At 52.7% G+C, this 17667-nt stretch carries 17 protein-coding genes; 11 read left to right on the top strand and 6 right to left on the bottom strand.

What is annotated here, in order from left to right:
* Positions 1-10: 10 nt before the first annotated feature.
* Positions 11-424 carry a CBS domain-containing protein gene (locus I6L41_RS20350; protein ID WP_040068349.1) on the bottom strand — a complete coding sequence of 138 codons (414 nt, stop codon included), beginning with the start codon at positions 422-424 and terminating at the stop codon, positions 11-13.
* Positions 425-578: 154 nt separating this feature from the next.
* On the opposite strand from I6L41_RS20350, the gene I6L41_RS20345 reads away from it, so the two are divergent.
* The 6 genes from I6L41_RS20345 (at position 579) to I6L41_RS20315 (ending at position 6797) form a co-directional block, all read left to right on the top strand.
* On the top strand, positions 579-2489 hold the full coding sequence (locus tag I6L41_RS20345; protein ID WP_040068347.1) for an ABC transporter ATP-binding protein: 1911 nt from the start codon (positions 579-581) through the stop codon (positions 2487-2489).
* Positions 2482-2943: a DUF2390 domain-containing protein gene (locus tag I6L41_RS20340; protein WP_005343337.1), complete on the top strand. Its 462-nt coding sequence runs from the start codon at positions 2482-2484 to the stop codon at positions 2941-2943. Before I6L41_RS20345 ends, I6L41_RS20340 begins: the two co-directional genes overlap by 8 nt.
* A complete protein-coding gene (locus I6L41_RS20335; protein ID WP_216960970.1) occupies positions 2937-3791 on the top strand; it encodes a 23S rRNA (adenine(2030)-N(6))-methyltransferase RlmJ in 855 nt (284 codons plus the stop codon). The genes I6L41_RS20340 and I6L41_RS20335 overlap by 7 nt, the downstream gene beginning before the upstream one ends.
* A 751-nt stretch (positions 3792-4542) precedes the next feature.
* Positions 4543-4917 carry a hypothetical protein gene (locus tag I6L41_RS20330; protein ID WP_025594819.1) on the top strand — a complete coding sequence of 125 codons (375 nt, stop codon included), beginning with the start codon at positions 4543-4545 and terminating at the stop codon, positions 4915-4917.
* Positions 4918-5100: 183 nt separating this feature from the next.
* Positions 5101-5763, top strand: coding sequence for a hypothetical protein (locus tag I6L41_RS20325; RefSeq protein ID WP_216960965.1), 663 nt, complete (start codon positions 5101-5103; stop codon positions 5761-5763).
* 134 nt (positions 5764-5897) lie between these two features.
* Positions 5898-6797, top strand: a complete 900-nt coding sequence (locus I6L41_RS20315; protein WP_216960963.1) for an HNH endonuclease — start codon at positions 5898-5900, stop codon at positions 6795-6797.
* A 427-nt stretch (positions 6798-7224) separates the two neighbouring features.
* Here the strand turns inward: I6L41_RS20315 and I6L41_RS20310 are convergent, their stop codons facing one another.
* The gene (locus I6L41_RS20310; protein WP_043821654.1) at positions 7225-7431 is read right to left on the bottom strand and encodes a hypothetical protein; all 207 of its coding nucleotides are present in this window, start codon (positions 7429-7431) and stop codon (positions 7225-7227) included.
* 191 nt (positions 7432-7622) lie between these two features.
* Here I6L41_RS20310 and I6L41_RS20305 point away from each other — a divergent pair, with 191 nt between their 5' ends.
* Positions 7623-7988: a DUF2061 domain-containing protein gene (locus I6L41_RS20305; RefSeq protein WP_216960960.1), complete on the top strand. Its 366-nt coding sequence runs from the start codon at positions 7623-7625 to the stop codon at positions 7986-7988.
* A 186-nt stretch (positions 7989-8174) separates the two neighbouring features.
* On the top strand, positions 8175-8771 hold the full coding sequence (locus tag I6L41_RS20300) for an MliC family protein (protein ID WP_216960956.1): 597 nt from the start codon (positions 8175-8177) through the stop codon (positions 8769-8771).
* A 38-nt stretch (positions 8772-8809) separates the two neighbouring features.
* On the opposite strand, the gene I6L41_RS20295 is transcribed toward I6L41_RS20300, so the two are convergent.
* Positions 8810-9985: an aspartyl protease family protein gene (locus tag I6L41_RS20295; protein WP_216960953.1), complete on the bottom strand. Its 1176-nt coding sequence runs from the start codon at positions 9983-9985 to the stop codon at positions 8810-8812.
* 732 nt (positions 9986-10717) lie between these two features.
* Here I6L41_RS20295 and I6L41_RS20290 point away from each other — a divergent pair.
* From I6L41_RS20290 to I6L41_RS20280, 3 genes are all read left to right on the top strand, one after another.
* The gene (locus I6L41_RS20290) at positions 10718-11398 is read left to right on the top strand and encodes a hypothetical protein (protein ID WP_005362823.1); all 681 of its coding nucleotides are present in this window, start codon (positions 10718-10720) and stop codon (positions 11396-11398) included.
* A gap of 139 nt (positions 11399-11537) precedes the next feature.
* Positions 11538-12740, top strand: a complete 1203-nt coding sequence (locus I6L41_RS20285) for an SIR2 family protein (protein WP_128815161.1) — start codon at positions 11538-11540, stop codon at positions 12738-12740.
* Positions 12741-13029: 289 nt separating this feature from the next.
* Positions 13030-13515 (top strand): GNAT family N-acetyltransferase, encoded by a 486-nt coding sequence (locus I6L41_RS20280; protein ID WP_216960950.1) that lies wholly within the window; start codon positions 13030-13032, stop codon positions 13513-13515.
* Between the two features lie 123 nt (positions 13516-13638).
* Here the strand turns inward: I6L41_RS20280 and eno are convergent, their stop codons facing one another.
* The 3 genes from eno to mazG form a co-directional block, all read right to left on the bottom strand.
* A complete protein-coding gene (gene eno / locus I6L41_RS20275) occupies positions 13639-14940 on the bottom strand; it encodes a phosphopyruvate hydratase (protein ID WP_005335583.1) in 1302 nt (433 codons plus the stop codon).
* 89 nt (positions 14941-15029) lie between these two features.
* Positions 15030-16667 carry a glutamine hydrolyzing CTP synthase gene (gene pyrG / locus I6L41_RS20270; RefSeq protein WP_033113091.1) on the bottom strand — a complete coding sequence of 546 codons (1638 nt, stop codon included), beginning with the start codon at positions 16665-16667 and terminating at the stop codon, positions 15030-15032.
* Positions 16668-16808: 141 nt separating this feature from the next.
* Positions 16809-17606 carry a nucleoside triphosphate pyrophosphohydrolase gene (gene mazG / locus I6L41_RS20265; protein WP_164536116.1) on the bottom strand — a complete coding sequence of 266 codons (798 nt, stop codon included), beginning with the start codon at positions 17604-17606 and terminating at the stop codon, positions 16809-16811.
* Between the last annotated feature and the right edge of the window lie 61 nt (positions 17607-17667).

Below are 17667 nucleotides of genomic sequence, written 5' to 3'. Positions count from 1 at the left end.
AGCGTTGGGCTCAAACCAGTGCGTCACTCTCCAGCGCCGCCTTGAGAAAATCCTTCCAACTGATGATGCCGACCAGAGCGCCATTCTCCAGCACCGGCAGGCAGGAGACCCCCTTCTCCAGCATCAGCTTGACGCCGTCGCGCACGGTGAGATGAGGAGCGATGGTGACGAGCTGACGACTCATGATCTGGTGGGCCCGCTTGTTGAGGGTTTCGGTATCGCGGCTCATCTCGGCTTCGGAGTCGAGATAGGGGCTGATGGCGCGGAACAGATCCCGATCCGAGATGACCCCCACCAGCTCCTCCTCTTCCAGCACCAGCAGGTGGCGAAAGTGTGCCTGCTCGAAGATATCCCTGATGACTCGGAGTCGATCATCCATTGAAACGGTGGCGACCCGGGTCGTCATAATATCCCTGATATGCATGCTAACCTCCCGTAACCAAACTGGTTTCTCTGTTATGGCATGTTTTTGCAGTGCCAGCCAGTAGCCAGCCCTTCGCTACAGTGCAAATCAGCGTCATTTCACGTAAGATCCGCGCCAGTTTTTCTCCTCCATTTTGAGCAAGCAGATCCCACCCATGATAGTTGCCAGTCAAATCGAACTGATCCGCGGCGGCCGCAAGCTGCTGGACAACGCCTCCGCCACCATTCACCCGGGCCACAAAGTGGGTCTGGTGGGCAAAAACGGCTGTGGCAAGTCCACCTTTTTTGCACTGGTACGGGGCGAGCTGGCCATCGACAGCGGCACCTTCAGCCTGCCCGCTGGCTGGCAGATTGCAGGCGTCGCGCAGGAGACCCCGGCGCTCGACTGCTCCGCGCTCGAGTATGTGATCGACGGCGACAAGGAGTTCCGCTCGCTGGAAGCTCAGCTGGTGCAAGCCGAGCAGGATGACAATGGTCTGCTGGTGGCCGAGCTGCACAGTCGCCTCGATACCATCGGCGCCTACAGTATTCGCGCCCGCGCCGCCGAACTGCTGCACGGCCTCGGTTTCAGCGACGAGCAGCTGAGCTCGCCGGTACGCAGCTTCTCCGGTGGCTGGCGCATGCGTCTGAACCTCGCTCAGGCGCTGCTCTGCCGCTCCGATCTGCTGCTGCTCGATGAACCGACCAACCACCTGGATCTCGATGCGGTGATCTGGCTGGAGAAGTGGCTCAAGGGCTATCAGGGCACGCTGGTGCTCATCTCTCACGACCGCGATTTCCTCGATTCGGTCATCAGCCGCATCATCCATATCGAGAACGGCAAGCTCAACGAATACACCGGCGGCTACTCCGACTTCGAACTGCAGCGCGCCGAACATCTGGCCCAGCAGCAGTCGATGTACGAGAAGCAGCAGCGGGAGATGTCCCACATGCAGGCGTATGTGGACCGCTTCCGCTACAAGGCTTCCAAGGCCCGTCAGGCCCAGAGCCGCCTGAAAGCGATGGAGCGGATGGAGAAGATCCTGCCCGCCCACGCCGACTCGGAGTTCAGCTTCGAGTTTCGCGAGCCGTCGGCCCTGCCGACCCCGCTCATCGCCATGGAGAACCTCTCTGCCGGTTACGGCGACAAGGTGATCCTGGAGAAGATCAAACTCAATCTGGTACCGGGTTCGCGCATCGGTCTGCTCGGTCGCAACGGCGCTGGTAAATCGACCTTTATCAAGATGCTGTCGGGCTCCAACCCGCCGCTCTCCGGCAAGCTCGAAGTGAGCGCCGGGGTGAGCATAGGTTACTTTGCCCAGCATCAGCTGGAGACCCTGCGTCTCGATGATTCCCCGCTCGATCATCTGGCCCGCCTCGCGCCGGACAAGACCGAGCAGGAGCTGCGCAACTATCTGGGCAGCTTCGGTTTTCACGGTGACAAGGCGCTCGACAAGGTGGCGCCCTTCTCCGGCGGCGAAAAAGCGCGGCTGGTGCTGGCGCTGATCACCTGGCAAAAGCCCAACCTCCTGCTGCTGGATGAACCGACCAACCACCTGGATCTGGAGATGCGCCACGCCCTCACCATGGCGCTGCAAGGTTTCGAAGGGGCCATGGTAGTGGTCTCCCACGACCGTCACCTGCTGCGTACCACCACAGATGACTTCTATCTGGTGCACGGTGGCCGGGTCGAGCCGTTCGACGGCGATCTGGACGACTACCACAAGTGGCTCGGCGAGCAGGAGAAAGAGGCCAACGCCAAACCGGCGGATGGCCCCGTCTCTGCCAACTCGGCAGTGGCGCGCAAGGATCAGAAGCGGCGCGAGGCGGAGTTCCGCCAGCAAACCCGTCCCCTGCGCCAGAAGCTGGAAAAGCTCGAAGCGAGTATGGAGAAGCTGCAAGGCAAGCTTGGCGACATCGAGAGCCAACTGGCCGACCCAGCTATCTACGAAGAGAGCGCTAAAACCAAGCTCTCCGAACTGCTCAAATCCCAGGGCCCCCTCAAGGAGCAGCTGGAAGAGGTGGAGCTGGAGTGGATGAGCCTCTCCGAAGAGCTGGAAACCATGGAGCAAGCCTTCTTTGCGTGACGAACAGCTGATGGCCAGCGAGCGGGTCGCGGTCCACGAATTGCCGACGCCGATCGGCTTCTGGCACTGGAGCGGCAAGGTCTATGGTGAGCGCAGCCAGGATTGGCTCACCGTGCAGGAGCAGGGGGGCAACGTCAATCTGGCGCTGCTGCTGCACCGGCTCGATCAACTCGGCATCGTGGTCGATCTGACCGACCTGCAACCGGCGCTGGTGCAGACCGAGGCGGTGCTGACCCCGTGGCGCGCTCTGCGCCAGAGCGCCAAGACGCGACTCGACGAGCAGCAGTATCAGTCGATGCTGGCCCACGAGCTGGAGCTGGAGCGGCTGCAACAGGGCGTCCTGTTGCAAACCCTGCGCAGCCTCTCCCTGTTTCGCGGCAACAGCCGCAATTTGTTGAACTATCTATCGTTACTGGGTGCCCAGCAGGGCCCCCTCAGAGATCTAATATGCTGAGCTACCGCCACGCCTTTCACGCCGGCAACCATGCCGACGTGCTGAAACACGCCGTTCAGGCCCTGATCATCGAGTCCCTCAAAAAGAAGGAGAAACCCTTCATCGTGCTGGACACCCATGCCGGTGGCGGTCTCTACGACCTTCGCGGCGACTGGTCCCAGAAGAAGGCGGAGTATGCCGACGGCATCGGCCGCCTGTGGGACGAGCGGGCCCAGTGGTCTGCCATGGCTCCCTATCTCGGCGTCATCGAAGAGATGAACAGCGATGGCCAGCTGCACTACTACCCCGGCTCGCCGGAGCTCTCCCGTCGCCTCACCCGCGAGCAGGACAAGCTGGCGCTGATGGAGCTGCACAACAACGAGGTCGAAGATCTGCGCGCCAACATGGGTTATGACCCTCGCGTCGCCGTACACCACCGTGACGGCTTCGAGGGGCTGATCGCCCTGCTGCCGCCCACCCCGCGCCGCGGGCTGGTGCTGATCGACCCGCCCTATGAGCTCAAAGAAGATTATTTCGCCGTGGTCGATACCCTGAAAAAGGCGCAAAAGCGCTGGGCAACCGGCATCTACGCCCTCTGGTATCCGATCCTCGGGCAGGAGGCGGACAAATCCCGCGACATGCTGCGCGCCATCAAGCGCGAGAACTTCGGCAACGTCCTGGTGGCCGAGCTGGAAGTGGCCAGTCAAACAGCCGACTGGGGCATGAACGGCTCAGGCATGCTGATCATCAGCCCACCCTGGATGCTGGACGAGCAGATTGAAGCCTTTCTCAAACCACTGTGCGCCAAGCTGGCGCAGGGTGCCGGTGCCCAATACAAGGTCGAGTGGCTGAACAAGGTCGAAGAGTAAACCTGCACCAGCCCGCTCTGGCGCCCGGTCAAGGCGCCAGCGAGTCGCTCACCCAAGCCGTTAAAAGTGGCGGCATGGCCAGCAACATGGCCAGCAAAGAGAAGCCCCGTTCAGGGGCTTCTTGTTTTTTTACCCGCTACCGCTTTACCCAACCACTCTTTCCCCACTAACGGTTTTCCTCACCATTTTCCTCACCAATGGCAGCACGCGCCCCATCTGCACACCAGATCAGTCGTTATTGACTAATTAGCCGATCCAGATCAGAAATCGGCCATCTGGTCCTTTCCCTCCGCCTGCCCGCCGCTAATATACCCGATTGGCAACAAAGCCTCGTAGGAGTCACCCCATGAGCCATGCCAACCCCATCCCGTTGGTTAAACGCAGCAGACTGGAGGCTGTAATTCAGGGGCGGTAGCCATGCCGGATGGAATGGATAAGCGAACGTTGCCCACGACTGCCCAGTCAACATGGTGACAGCCTTATGCTGATTTCTGACCCGCTCACGCAGGCGTGCTTTGGCGGTGCTTGCCAAGAGTGCGCTGAGCACTGATTTTTCACACAGTAGTAACGGTGGCGCAAAAAGAGGAAGTCAAGCGAATACGCTCAGCATAAGAAGCAAACGGGTAACATTATGATTTAATGGTTGTTTTTACTTGGCGGCAGTGGAAATGTTACGGAGTTATATGGAATGCTCTGCTAACGGATTAATACCGCCTTCCATCTAATCACTGTTATAAAACAGGAGATCACAGTGAGTTTAGTTAAGGAATTTAAGTTTATTAAGTGGGAAGAGTTTGGAGAAGTTGTTGAGGAAAATAGAGTTGTGGAGCCTTCAGTTTCATTGAGAAGGTATGCCGAACTGAATAGATATGATGTCAAAAATAGGCTTCCATCAGCAGTTAAAGAGTTACTTACACTCGCCAAGCTTTATGATATTCCCTACAACAATAGCTCTAGTCCAGTAACTTTTTCTTATGCCATTATCGATGCCATATTTACGACTATTATTGTTTCTGCTGCTGAAAGAGACATGATACTAAATGCGCAACTTGAAACAGCGACTCATTCGCAGTTGGTTGAGGCGGAGCAGTTTATATCTGAACTAAGGTTGCCAGAGATTCGATAGTTTTATAACAAAACGTTTAAGGCAGATTCGCAACGCGTGGCATTTTCAGTTCAAATTGGCTTTTGTGTTTACGGTGCAATGGTTTAGGTTAGGTGGCGGCGTTGCTCACTACTTAACGCGGCGTTAGATTTTATATTTGAGTTGAGTTGTTAAATTTAGATAATAAATGAGAGAGTTTGTATCGTGAGTTGGTTTATAGACAAAGTAAAGAGGAATCCTAAAAATTCTTTAGTGATGGCTGTAGCATTTGTGGTTGCTATTCTTTTTTTCACTTTTACCGAAAATTACAAAGCAGCCTTTGTTGGTAATATAATTCCAGAGTTAGTTGGGGTTGCAATTGAACTTGTTTTGATCATGGTTGCTTTAGACTTGATTGTTAAGAAGCAAGAGAAAGAGAAGAATAAAAAGTTAGAACAAAGAGCGCGTGAGTATTTAAGATTTATAATTGTTAATTTACTTAAGAATAAATCTATTTTTGAACGTGCAGTTAAGATTGAGCCTAGATTAAAAGATTTTGAGAATAACCCGCGAGACTATGAGTTCCTTTCTCAAGAGAGAGAGTTAAACCAAGCAATAATAGAGGCGATCCAAAAATCTCTAGATGGGCTAGAGAGTGAATCGGTAATCTCACACATCAAAACTCATATACGATTAGATTTACCTGCGTTTCACTCCCTGACTCCTGTTATTGCACAAGTCAGTGGAAAGCACCTCAAAAAGTGGGGGCGGATTTTATACTTTATGACTTTAATTGATGAAAAAGATGACACAATTAAAAATATGAAAGTGATTTTAGGCAAGATTATTGAGTTTGATTTGGAAACTTCGAGGCTTTATAAAATCTAACAAACTGTTCAAGAGGGATTCGCAACGCGTGGCATTTTTACTATGCGTTGGTTTAAGTGATTAAGGTAGTATGCGGCGGCTTTTGTATTCCGTTGTTCACCCCTTAACAGGGCGTTATGTAACAAGGGGTAATTGTGCGTTGTTTATTTTGTAAAGAATCTAGTCATGACACCAAGGGTGTAGAGCATCTTATTCCAGAGTCTTTTGGCAGCAAAAAGCTAGTACTACCTAAAGGGTTGGTTTGTGATAAATGCAATAACTATTTTGCTAGAAAGGTTGAGAGGCCAGTAATGTCGCACCCTTCTATGAGAAACGTCAGGGGGTGGTATCAAGTACCAAATAAAAAAGGGAAAATGCCAAGTGTATTAGGCTATATAGCTGGAACGGAAATACAGATCAATATGAAGCTAGATAAAAACGAAAAGCTTCAAATAAGAGCTGAAAAAGCGTCAGAGCAAGCAATTGTTGATGGATATCTAAAAGATATGCAGACAACAGGAGAGTTTCCACCTTTTATTTTTCCAGTTGACATAGATCCACCTCAGCAAGAAATGTCTCGGTTTCTAGCCATGCTTGCTTTGGAAGCTTTAGCTTTGCGCTTTTCTTATGCTGGGGATCAGGGCCTCATAATTGATGAGCCAAGTTTTGATTTAATCAGAAACTATGCTCGTTATGGTAAGGGAGTTAAGGAATGGCCATTTCACCGCCAAGTTTTGTTTCCAATGGATACATTGATGAGGCACCCAGAAACAGGTGAATGGGTTCAAGTAGGGTTTGGGCATGACATTGTCATTACACCGACTCCTGAAACATATGTATCTTTCAATTTATATGGTGTGCAGTTCACTATGAATGTTGGGGGACCGTCTATTCACGGCTATGAAATGTGGCTAAAGGATAATGACCCTTTAGAGAGAACGGGAAGCGAACTGGTTAAAAGAATGGTAAATGGAAAAGAGCAATTCTATTTGGAAGGTGATTTCTGTATGAAAAATGGAGCTGAGTACGATAGGCAAAATTGGCTTAATAAATAGAATTATTACATAACAAAGCGTTTAAGACGGATTCCCAACGCTTGGCATTTTCGGTTTTATTCAGCTTTAGTGTTTACGGCACAATAGTTTAGGCATGGTGGTTGCGTTGCTCACCACTTAACGCGGCGTTATACCACAAGGAGCAATATGTGATTGTAGTAGCAAGGTTTTCTTTTCCTCATGAAGCTCATATTGCGAAAGCGAGTCTAGATAGTGCTGGGATAGAAAGTCACATCGCTGATGAGCACACAGTGAATGCTCAGACAAATCTGGGACACCTACCTTTTTGAGCAAGGCGTAGCAGAGCCCGAACCCAAAAGATGGGGGTCCAAGGTCTTCTGCTCACCGAGTTCAAAAGCAAAAGCCCCATCACGGGGCTTTTTCTATTGGTGCGGCCGGTGTGTGCGGCAGCCTGAACCTGCGCGTCCTATGAGCGGGCGGGCAGATCCTGTTTCAGCGCAACCAGCAACAGGGCCAGCAGGCCAAAGGGCGGAAACAGACAGAGCAGGGAGCAGATAAGGGTGATCAGCGCCGGATGCTCGCTCTTGCGGCGCGCCAGTCGCCAGGCGATGAGGCCGACGATGACCATTAGCAACGCAATGAACTGGCCAAGCAGGGTGGCATTGATATTCATGAAAGATCCTTTTTCATGGGCAAGTGTGAAGAACCTGTACTTTATCGCCTTGGTTGCGATTGGCAACCGCTGAACCGCACCGGCCACTCGCCCGTTGATAGGTTCTCTCTATTCTGGCAATAGATGAGAATAGTTTTCATTTAATCTCATTTCGGCGGATACTCTCATCATCAACAAAGGGAGCCGCCATCATGAATAAGACCATCAGCTTTGCCATCCTGCACTTCGGTGTCGCCTTTACCGTGGCTTACCTGCTGACCGGTGAGCTGCTGACCGCCAGCCTGATCGCCCTGATCGAGCCCGCCGTCAACACGGTCGCCTTCTACTTTCATGACCTTGGCTGGCACAAGCTCAAGCCAAAGCACAGCCTGCAGGCCAAGACCAGCAGCTTCGCGGTGGTCCACTTCTCGGTGGCCTTCGGAGTGGCCTTCCTGCTAAGCGGCGAGCTGCTCACCGGCGGCGTGATGGCGATGATCGAACCGGCCATCAATACCGTGGTGTTCTTCTTCCACGAGCGGCTGTGGCGCGCCCGCAGTCAGCAACTGGCGCTGGCCTGATCGACCGGGCAACCCGCCTCCCCCTTTATCGCGGCCACAAAAAACCCGACATTCCGGCCAGGAGTGTCGGGTTTTTCCGTTTGGCAGCCATTCAGCAGTGCAAGTGCGCTCGGCGTCCCTGCTGCATTGCCCTGTAGAGTGTGCTGTAGTAGGCCAAAACACCCTCCTCATTGCTGGAATCTATCGATGAACAAGACCTTGCTTGCCACCCTGCTGTTTGCTCCTCTGCTGGCCAGCGCCGCAACCCCCTCCTTTGACTGCACCAAAGCCTCCGGGTCGGTCGAAACCCTGATCTGCAAGGATGCCGGACTGGCCGCCCTTGATAACGAACTGGCGGCCCTCTACCCCAAGGCGATTGCTGCACTCTCTCCCGAGCAGCTCAAGACCGAGCGCGCCATGCAGCGCGGCTGGATCAAGGGGCGTAACGACTGCTGGAAGGGGCAAGATCTGCGCCAGTGTGTGGAGGATAACTACCTGCTGCGGATCACCGAACTGCAGATCAGCGGCGGCCAGCTGATGGTGCCGGCTCCGGTCAACTACAAGTGCGGCAAGAACGTCATGCTCTCTACCTACTTCTATAACGATGCCAAGCTGCCCGCCGCGGTGATCAACCTGAGCGAGGGCGACCAGCAGCAACAAGTGCTCGCCTATGAAGCCCCCAGCGCCAGCGGCGCCCGTTATGAAGGGCAAAACCTTACCTTCTTCACCAAGGGGGACGACGCCACGCTGGAGCGTTACGGCCAGCCAACCCTCACCTGCATGGAAAATCCGACCAAGGGCTGACGCTCATAGGGGCGGCTCATCTTGCCGCCCCACCTTGACTAGATGGCGATATCCAGCGGTTTTCCTTCCCGCACAATCCGCAACTTGAGCGACCCCGGCTTGCTGGTGCTGAGCAGTTCACGCACCTTGTCGATATCGAGGGGACGATAAGCCATCCCGTTGATCTGCTCCAGAATGTCGCCGTTGGCCAGACCATAGGGGGCAAGATCCCGTTCATCGCTGTAGTAGACCTGCAGATGCTCGCCATCAAAACGCACCCCGATATTGCGCAGGACTGGCGGCACTTTGCGCGCCAGGCTGTCGGCGTCGTAGCAGAGCATCATCCGCCCGGGCATGATCGCAAAGCGATTGAAGCGGTTAACAAAATCCAGCCCCAGACCATACTGCTCATTGCTGTTTTCCGACACGCGCAGTTCACCGAGCTGGCGCTCATCAAAGTGCAGGCCGGTGAGGATATGGTCACGCCCCTCCACCATACCGCTGGCGTCCACCCCTTTGCGTGGCATCGCATCTTCGCCAGAGATCGCCTTCTGGCTCGCCATAAAGTCGATAAAGGCATGGTCGGCATAGCTCTGATCGGCCCCGGTATCCAGATACATGCGCACGCTGCTCTCGCCGTGGGTCAGATACACTGCCGGGGAGCGGTTGTAGCTGTCTTCATAGCCGATGCAACGCTCGAACGTAGCTGCCGACGGTGCCGTCAGCAAAGCAGTTAGCTGATGCTTGTCGCGATCAAACACCCAGTTGAAACGGCGGATGGTGTCGATCCCGAGGATGCCATCGATACGGCTGCCAAGAGACTGGGAGAAAAGATCGAAATCAATAGTTGCCCATAGCTCGCTGTCATCAATGGTGACCGACCCCACCGAGAAGGGCTGCGGCTCAACAAAGCCAAGCTGCTCGCTGCCCAGTTGGCTCGAAACGCTGCTCACAGTGGCAAAATCAGCCTGATAGGCCCTGGGCAATTCGCTTAAGGTCAGCGCCTTGAAGCGGCTGGCCAGACGACGATCGATAAAGGTGATACTGGCCCCGGTATCCAGCAAAAACTGGTACTGCTCACCTGCGATGGTGACGGGGATCAGGGGGGCACTTTCGTAATGCACGGTCAGCACCGGGCCGGGTGCATTGCGCTTGGTGGATGAATCCGGGGCTGTGCAGCCTTGGACGACGAACAGGGCCAACATGGCCAGCGCCACTTTGAACTGCGACTTCATAACTCTCCTTCCCGATAGCAGATGCCCCCGCGACGCCACCACATAATGCTATCTTGTTGATTTATAGATAAATAAGCTATTTCAGCGGGGGATGCGGACAATAACAAAGAGTTTTATGCTGGTTCAAGCCAGATATGACCATAAATATTCTATGGAGATAGTTCAAGAATGGTTGTTCACGCTATCTCGGCGCGTCATCAATCGTGGGTGACATTTGATTAATTTATTGATCTTGCACAGAAATCCTCAATATTGAGCTTTCTATCCACAGAGCCATAGTTAATATTGCCATTTGGCAACAATTGCCTTGTCGGAGTCTCCCATGAGCCATGCCAACCCCATCCCGTTGGTGAACCGCAGCAGACTGGAGGCTGAAATTCAGGGGCGGTAGCCATGCTGGATGGAATGGATAAGTGAACCTTGCCCACAATGACCCACCCAACATGGTGACGGCCTTATGTTTATTTCTGACCTGTTCATGCAGGCGTGCTTTGGCGGCGCTTTCCAAGACTGCGCTGAGCACTGATTTTTCACACAGTAGTAACGGTGGCGCAAAAAGAGGAAATCAAGCGAATACACCTATTACGAAAAGTAAGCTGGTAACATTATGATGTAATGATGCTTTTAACTCGACGGCGGTGAAGATGTTACGGAGTTATATTGAATTCTCTGCTAACGGATTAATGCCGCCTTCCATCTAATCACTGTTAGGTTAGCTTACAAGGAGAATTTGTGACTAAATTTGGAGTGATAATTACAGCATTATACATAGCGCTGATACTGCTATTACGATGGGGGAGCCTCCCAGACCTTGCAACCATGCCTCTCAATGAGTTTGGTGATTTTTTTGCGGGTGTGTTTGGACCGCTTATGCTTTTTTGGTTAATTCTAGGTTACATTCAGCAGCAGAGTGAACTTCAGCAAAATACGAAGGCACTGGAGTTACAAGCCGAAGAACTCAAGAAGTCTGTAGAGCAGCACAAAGAACTAGTTAAAGCTACTAGGGAGCAGGTACAAGCAGACCTCAAAGCTTTGGAAATCGAAGAAATCCGCGCAATGAGAGAGGCACATCCAAATTTTTCAATAACGGGTGCTGGCTGGAGTTCTATGTCGGGTGCAAAAGTAACCTATCAAATTAATTTAATTAACTCTGGACGACCAGCTTCGAGTGTTAGCTTTAGTACAGTGCCAGAGATAGAGGAAATAAACCAAAAAAGTGTCGTTCATTATTTTAATGAAGGACAAAGTCACACTCTGCAGTGGGATACCGAGAAAAGTGGTAAGGCTCCATCTGAATTGAAATTAATCATCAGTTGCAAAGATGCAAACACCAATTCTTACAATAAAATGTTCGATCTTAAATTGGATGAAGACAACAAATATCACGTCGTGAATGTCGCAGAGGTAAACTAACAAACGCTTTAAGACGGATTCGCAACGCGTGGAATTTCTACCATGCGTTAAGTTTAGTGATTTAGGTGGTGTGCAGAAACACCGTATCGCGTTGCTCACCACTTAAGCGGACGTTATATTTTCAAGGAGTACGTACCGAATGTTGGCATTTTTTCTAGGTGCAGGAGCGTCAGTAGAGTGTGGGATGCCGCTTGTCTGGCCATTTACAGCTACTTTTAAGGAGAATGTTTTAAAGCGGGTTGATACAAAGCTATTCAATTTTTCAGACAATGAAGAAATTAAAGAGCGATTTGTGGCAATCATAGGCAATACGGATATGCACTATGAGCAGATGGTAAGCGAGCTAGAGAAATGGAAGCTATCTTCGGTTGGAAAAGAGCGTAAAATTGTTGATGGGTTAATTAAGCAAGCCACAGAATGCATCCAGTTATTACTCTTGGAGCTGCAAGAGAAATGCAATTCTAGAATGCAGTTGAGATTTGAGCACTATTTTGGACTGAAAGCGATCATCAAAAAATTTGGCTGTTTAGATATCTATTCACTGAATCATGACTTGATTATAGAGGAGCTATGCGCATTCTATAAAATTCCTTTGAAAGATGGCTTCTATGCTGATCGTGAACATGGATATAGTCGATTGGGTTCTTTCAGGGTTGTTACGAAAGAGGAGCTTCAGCAGCACCGTTTAGATTTCTTTGATCAAAACCAGTCTGGAGTTAATCTTGTCAAGCTACACGGATCATTTGATATTTTTGCAATAGAAGACAAAGGTAAATACCTGAAATCTGTTGGAGACAGCGAGTTTGGGTCTTACGTTATGGCGGTTAGAAATATCGAAAGACTTAGCTTGGCGGAGTGCCAAAAGTCAGGCGTTCGAGGGGTCAATGAGCTTTTTGTTAATGATGATTCCGGTGAGCTTCAATTTCTAAGGCGATCTTTGCTTTCAGGTGGACACAAGTTTTCAGAAAAATTTGAACAGATTGCACCTAGGGAGTTATTTGAAGAATTTAAAACTAGAATTATGTCTGTTCGTGAACTTGTTGTCATTGGCTATGGTTTCGGAGATGAACATGTAAATGTGGTCTTTTGTGATTGGTTGAAGATACCTGGCACAAAGTTAATAGTCTGTGACCCATATAGGACCGAAGTTCCAGACTGTTTATCAAGAAATTCTAATCAGGTAGAAATTAGAAATTTGGGATTTACAGACTTGCTTCTATCATTTGATCCTGAGGGTGACACTGATGATAAAAAGCAAAAAAGAATGCTTATTCAACATCTTGAGTCATTGTCTAAGTCAGAGATTGAAAATCTAACAAGTTTGTTAAAAGGACGCTCCTGACGTCGCGCCTTTTACAAAAGCGTTAGGCGAAAGGAGCAGTTTTGATATCGCACAGAGAAACATACATAAAATACGACGAAAAACGAGATGTTCTCTTCATGTTTGGGGCTGGAGCGTCAATTGCTGAAGGTGATCCCCTGCAGCCGGTAGGTTCGATTAGCGAAACGTAATCGGACGCTCGCGATACAAATATTTCGTGATAGTACCAGTAGCCTTTAGAGACCAACTTTCACGCTGTCTCATTTTCCACCTGTATCTTTGCTGGCAAACACCCGCGCCAAGGAGATTTATGAAGCCAGACTTAACCGGCACTCGGGTTGTACTGCGCACCATTGGCCCGCAGGATGCCGCCGATCTGTTCGAGATTTATGGCAATCCGCTGACCATGGAGTTTGCCTCTGATCCCTGCTTTACCTCTCCCGCCATGGTGGCGCAGTTGATGGCGAGCGTGGTGCGGCTGGAGCAAACCGGTGAGTCGCTGGAGTGGGCGATTGTCGAGCGGGAGGACAACAAGGTGATCGGCACCTGCGGCCTGCACAGTTTCAGCGAGGCGGGTCGCTGCTGCGAGGTAGGTTGCCTGCTCAATGCGGCCTATTGGCGCAGAGGGTTTATGTCGGAGGCACTGGGATTGCTGTTCGCCCACGCTAGCACACTGGGAGTCACCTGCCTCACCGCAGATATCGATGCCGATAATGTCCGCTCTATCGCCCTGTTTGAAAAACTGGGCTTCAAGGCGCATGCAGGGCGCTATCAGCGCATGCACCCCTTTGTCTGACCCGAGACCAGAGCCACAACGCCCTCGCCTCTCAGGGCGTTGTGGCAAGGCTCAGGCATAAAAAAACCGGAACCCTTGGGTTCCGGTTTTTTTCATTCCAGCCGAGGCTGGCAAACCAGCAAATTAAGCCTGGTTCTTAACTTCTTTCAGACCGCGGAAAGGAGCTTTGGCACCCAGAGCTTCTTCGATACGGATCAGCTGGTTGTACTTGGCAACACGGTCAGAACGGCTCATGGAACCGGTCTTGATCTGGCCAGCAGCGGTACCAACAGCCAGGTCGGCGATGGTCGCGTCTTCGGTCTCACCGGAGCGGTGGGAGATGACGGCAGTGTAGCCAGCGTCTTTGGCCATCTTGATGGCAGCCAGAGTTTCGGTCAGGGAACCGATCTGGTTGAACTTGATCAGGATGGAGTTGGCGATGCCGTTGTCGATACCGCGCTTCAGGATCTTGGTGTTGGTTACGAACAGGTCGTCACCCACGATCTGGATTTTCTTGCCCAGTTCAGCAGTCTGGTAGGCGAAGCCTTCCCAGTCAGATTCGTCCAGGCCATCTTCGATGGAGACGATCGGGAACTTGGTGGTCAGGTCAGCCAGGAAGTCGGAGAAACCGTTGGAGGTGAAGACACGACCTTCGCCTTTCAGGTTGTACTCTTTCTTCTCTGCGTCGTAGAACTCGGAAGCAGCGCAGTCCATAGCCAGGGTGATGTCGGTGCCCAGTTTGTAACCGGCAGCGGCAACGGCTTCAGCGATAACTTCCAGCGCTTCGGCGTTGGATTTCAGGTTCGGAGCGAAACCACCTTCGTCACCAACTGCAGTGTTGTAGCCCTTGGACTTCAGCACTTTGGCCAGGTTGTGGAACACTTCTGCGCCCATGCGAACGGCTTCTTTCAGGGTCTTGGCGCCAACCGGCTGGATCATGAACTCCTGGATGTCGACGTTGTTGTCGGCGTGCTCACCACCGTTGATGATGTTCATCATCGGCAGCGGCATGGAGTAAACACCCGGGGTGCCGTTCAGCTCGGCGATGTGGGCGTACAGCGGCATGCCTTTGGCAGCAGCGGCAGCTTTGGCGTTAGCCAGGGAAACAGCCAGGATGGCGTTGGCGCCGAACTTGGATTTGTTCTCGGTACCGTCGAGGTCGATCATGATCTGGTCAACGGTGGCCTGGTCCTTGGCATCTTTACCCAGCAGAGCTTGAGCGATCGGGCCGTTTACGGCTTCGATGGCTTTCAGCACGCCTTTACCCAGGAAACGGCTCTTGTCGCCGTCACGCAGTTCCAGCGCTTCGCGGGAACCGGTGGACGCGCCAGACGGAGCGGCTGCCATACCAACAAAACCACCTTCCAGGTGAACTTCGGCCTCAACGGTCGGGTTACCACGGGAGTCGATGATTTCACGACCGATCACTTTAACGATCTTGGACATGTGTATTTCCTCAGGTTTCGTAAAAAAACAACAAAAATATGCCAAAAAAAGCGGCTGTGGCACAGTGCCCCAACCGCATTTATTTTCAATTACTTCAAATTACGCTTCTGATACTCGCCTGCCGCCTTCACAAAACCGGCGAACAGAGCGTGGCCATCACGAGGAGTAGAGGTGAACTCCGGGTGGAACTGCGCAGCCACGAACCAGGGGTGATCCGGGATCTCGATGATTTCCACCAACTTCTTGTCGGCGGAGAGACCGGTCACTTTCAGACCTGCCGCTTCAATCTGCGGCAGCAGCTTGTTGTTTACTTCGTAACGGTGACGGTGACGCTCGTAAATGGTCGGGCTGCCGTACATCTGACGCACTTTGGAATCTTCGACCAAGTGGCAGAGCTGGGAACCCAGACGCATGGTACCGCCCAGATCGGACTTCTCGGTACGGGTCTCGATATTGCCCTCTTCATCAACCCACTCGGTGATGAGGCCGACGACCGGGTACGCGCAATCTTTCTTGAATTCGGAGGAGTGAGCCCCTTCCATGCCCGCGACGTTGCGAGCGAATTCGATCATGGCAACCTGCATGCCGAGGCAGATACCCAGGTAGGGGATCTTGTTCTCGCGGGCATACTGGGCAGCCAGGATTTTGCCTTCCACGCCGCGCTCACCGAAGCCACCCGGCACCAGGATTGCGTCCAGACCTTCCAGCAGCTCGGAGCCACGGGTCTCGATATCCTGAGAGTCGATGTACTTGATGTTGACGGAGTGACGGGTCTTGAGACCACCGTGCTTGAGCGCCTCGTTGACGGACTTGTAGGCGTCCGGCAGGGAGACGTACTTGCCGACCATACCGATGGTCACTTCACCAGTCGGGTTGGCCTCTTCGTAGATAACCTGTTCCCACTCGGAGAGATCGGCTTCCTTGCACTCCAGACCGAAACGCTCGGTGAAGTAGGAGTCCAGATTCTGGGATTTCAGCAGTGCCGGGATCTTGTAGATGGAGTCGACGTCTTTCATGGAGATGACGGCGCGCTCGGGCACGTTGCAGAACAGGGCAATCTTGGCGCGCTCGTTGGCCGGAATGGCACGGTCGGAGCGGCAGATCAGCACATCCGGCTGGATACCGATGGAAAGCAGCTCTTTTACAGAGTGCTGGGTCGGCTTGGTCTTCACTTCACCGGCAGCGGCCAGGTAAGGAACCAGAGTCAGGTGCATGAACATGGCATTGTTGCGGCCCACTTCAGCAGCCAGCTGACGAATGGCTTCGAGGAACGGCAGGGACTCGATGTCACCTACGGTACCGCCCACTTCGACGATGGCAACCTGATGGCCTTCGGCACCGGCAATCACCCGCTCTTTGATGGCGTTGGTGATGTGCGGGATAACCTGAATGGTGGCGCCCAGATAGTCACCACGACGCTCTTTACGCAGTACGTCGGCGTAGATACGGCCGGTGGTAAAGTTGTTGCGACGGGTCATCTTGGTGCGGATGAAACGCTCGTAGTGGCCCAAATCCAGATCGGTTTCGGCCCCGTCCTCGGTTACGAACACTTCACCATGCTGGGTCGGGCTCATGGTGCCCGGATCCACGTTGATGTACGGGTCCAGTTTCATGATGGTCACATCCAGACCACGGGCTTCCAGAATGGCTGCCAGAGAAGCTGCGGCAATGCCTTTGCCGAGGGATGAAACAACGCCACCAGTAACAAAAATATATTTGGTCGTCATGCTGAACCTGAAAGAAGTTTAGGGAATTTTAAGGGGTGCTTCGGGGATGAAGCAGGACGGGGAAACAGTATACCAAAAACCCCTCTCCCAAACAATGAGCAAAAATCTATCAGGCTCACCGCCCCCCCATCTTGCGCCAAATCAACTTTGCTCGGTTTCCTTCGCCTTATCCCAGGCGGCATCGAGCTTTTCGAGGGTGCAATCGGTCATTTTCAAGCCTTCTGCGGCGATTATCTGCTCAACCTGACGAAAACGACGTTCGAACTTGGCGTTGGCGCCTCGCAGTACCTGCTCCGGATCCTTGCCCAGATGACGCACCAGATTGACGGTGGCAAACAACAGGTCACCAAGCTCATCGCTTACCCGCGCCTCGTCCACATCGGCCATCAATGCCTCTTCCATCACCTCGTCGATCTCTTCGTGGATCTTGTCCACCACAGGCCCCAACGTCTTCCAGTCAAAACCGACGGTGGCACAGCGTTTCTGAATTTTGGCGGCGCGGGTCAGGGCAGGCAGCGCCTGCGGGATATCGTCCAGCACGCTCTCTTTGTCGAGGGCCGCTCGTTCTTTGGCTTTTTCCGCCTCCCAGTTCGCTTTTACCGCTTTCTCGTCGCCAAGGTCTACATCGGAAAAAACGTGGGGATGACGGCGAATGAGCTTTTCGCTCACCGTATCGACGATATCGGCGAAGTCGAACAAGCCCCGCTCTTTACCCAGCTGGGCGTAAAACACCACCTGAAACAGCAAATCCCCCAGCTCCCCTTTCAGCCCCTGCCAATCTTCGGTCTCGATGGCATCGGCCACTTCGTAGGCCTCTTCCAGGGTGTGCGGCACTATGCTCTGGAAGTCCTGTTTCAGATCCCAGGGGCAGCCGTTTTGCGGATCGCGCAGGCGAGCCATGATGTCGAGCAGTTGGGAGAGGTCATAACGTTGGGACATGGGATATTCGCTTTCAATTCGTTCAAAAAGGGTCGGAAATGCAGACCGGCCACTGGGGCCG

The organism is Aeromonas sp. FDAARGOS 1411, from assembly GCF_019047125.1.
Taxonomy (GTDB): domain Bacteria; phylum Pseudomonadota; class Gammaproteobacteria; order Enterobacterales; family Aeromonadaceae; genus Aeromonas; species Aeromonas veronii.
This window is presented reverse-complemented; position numbering and strand designations above follow the sequence as displayed.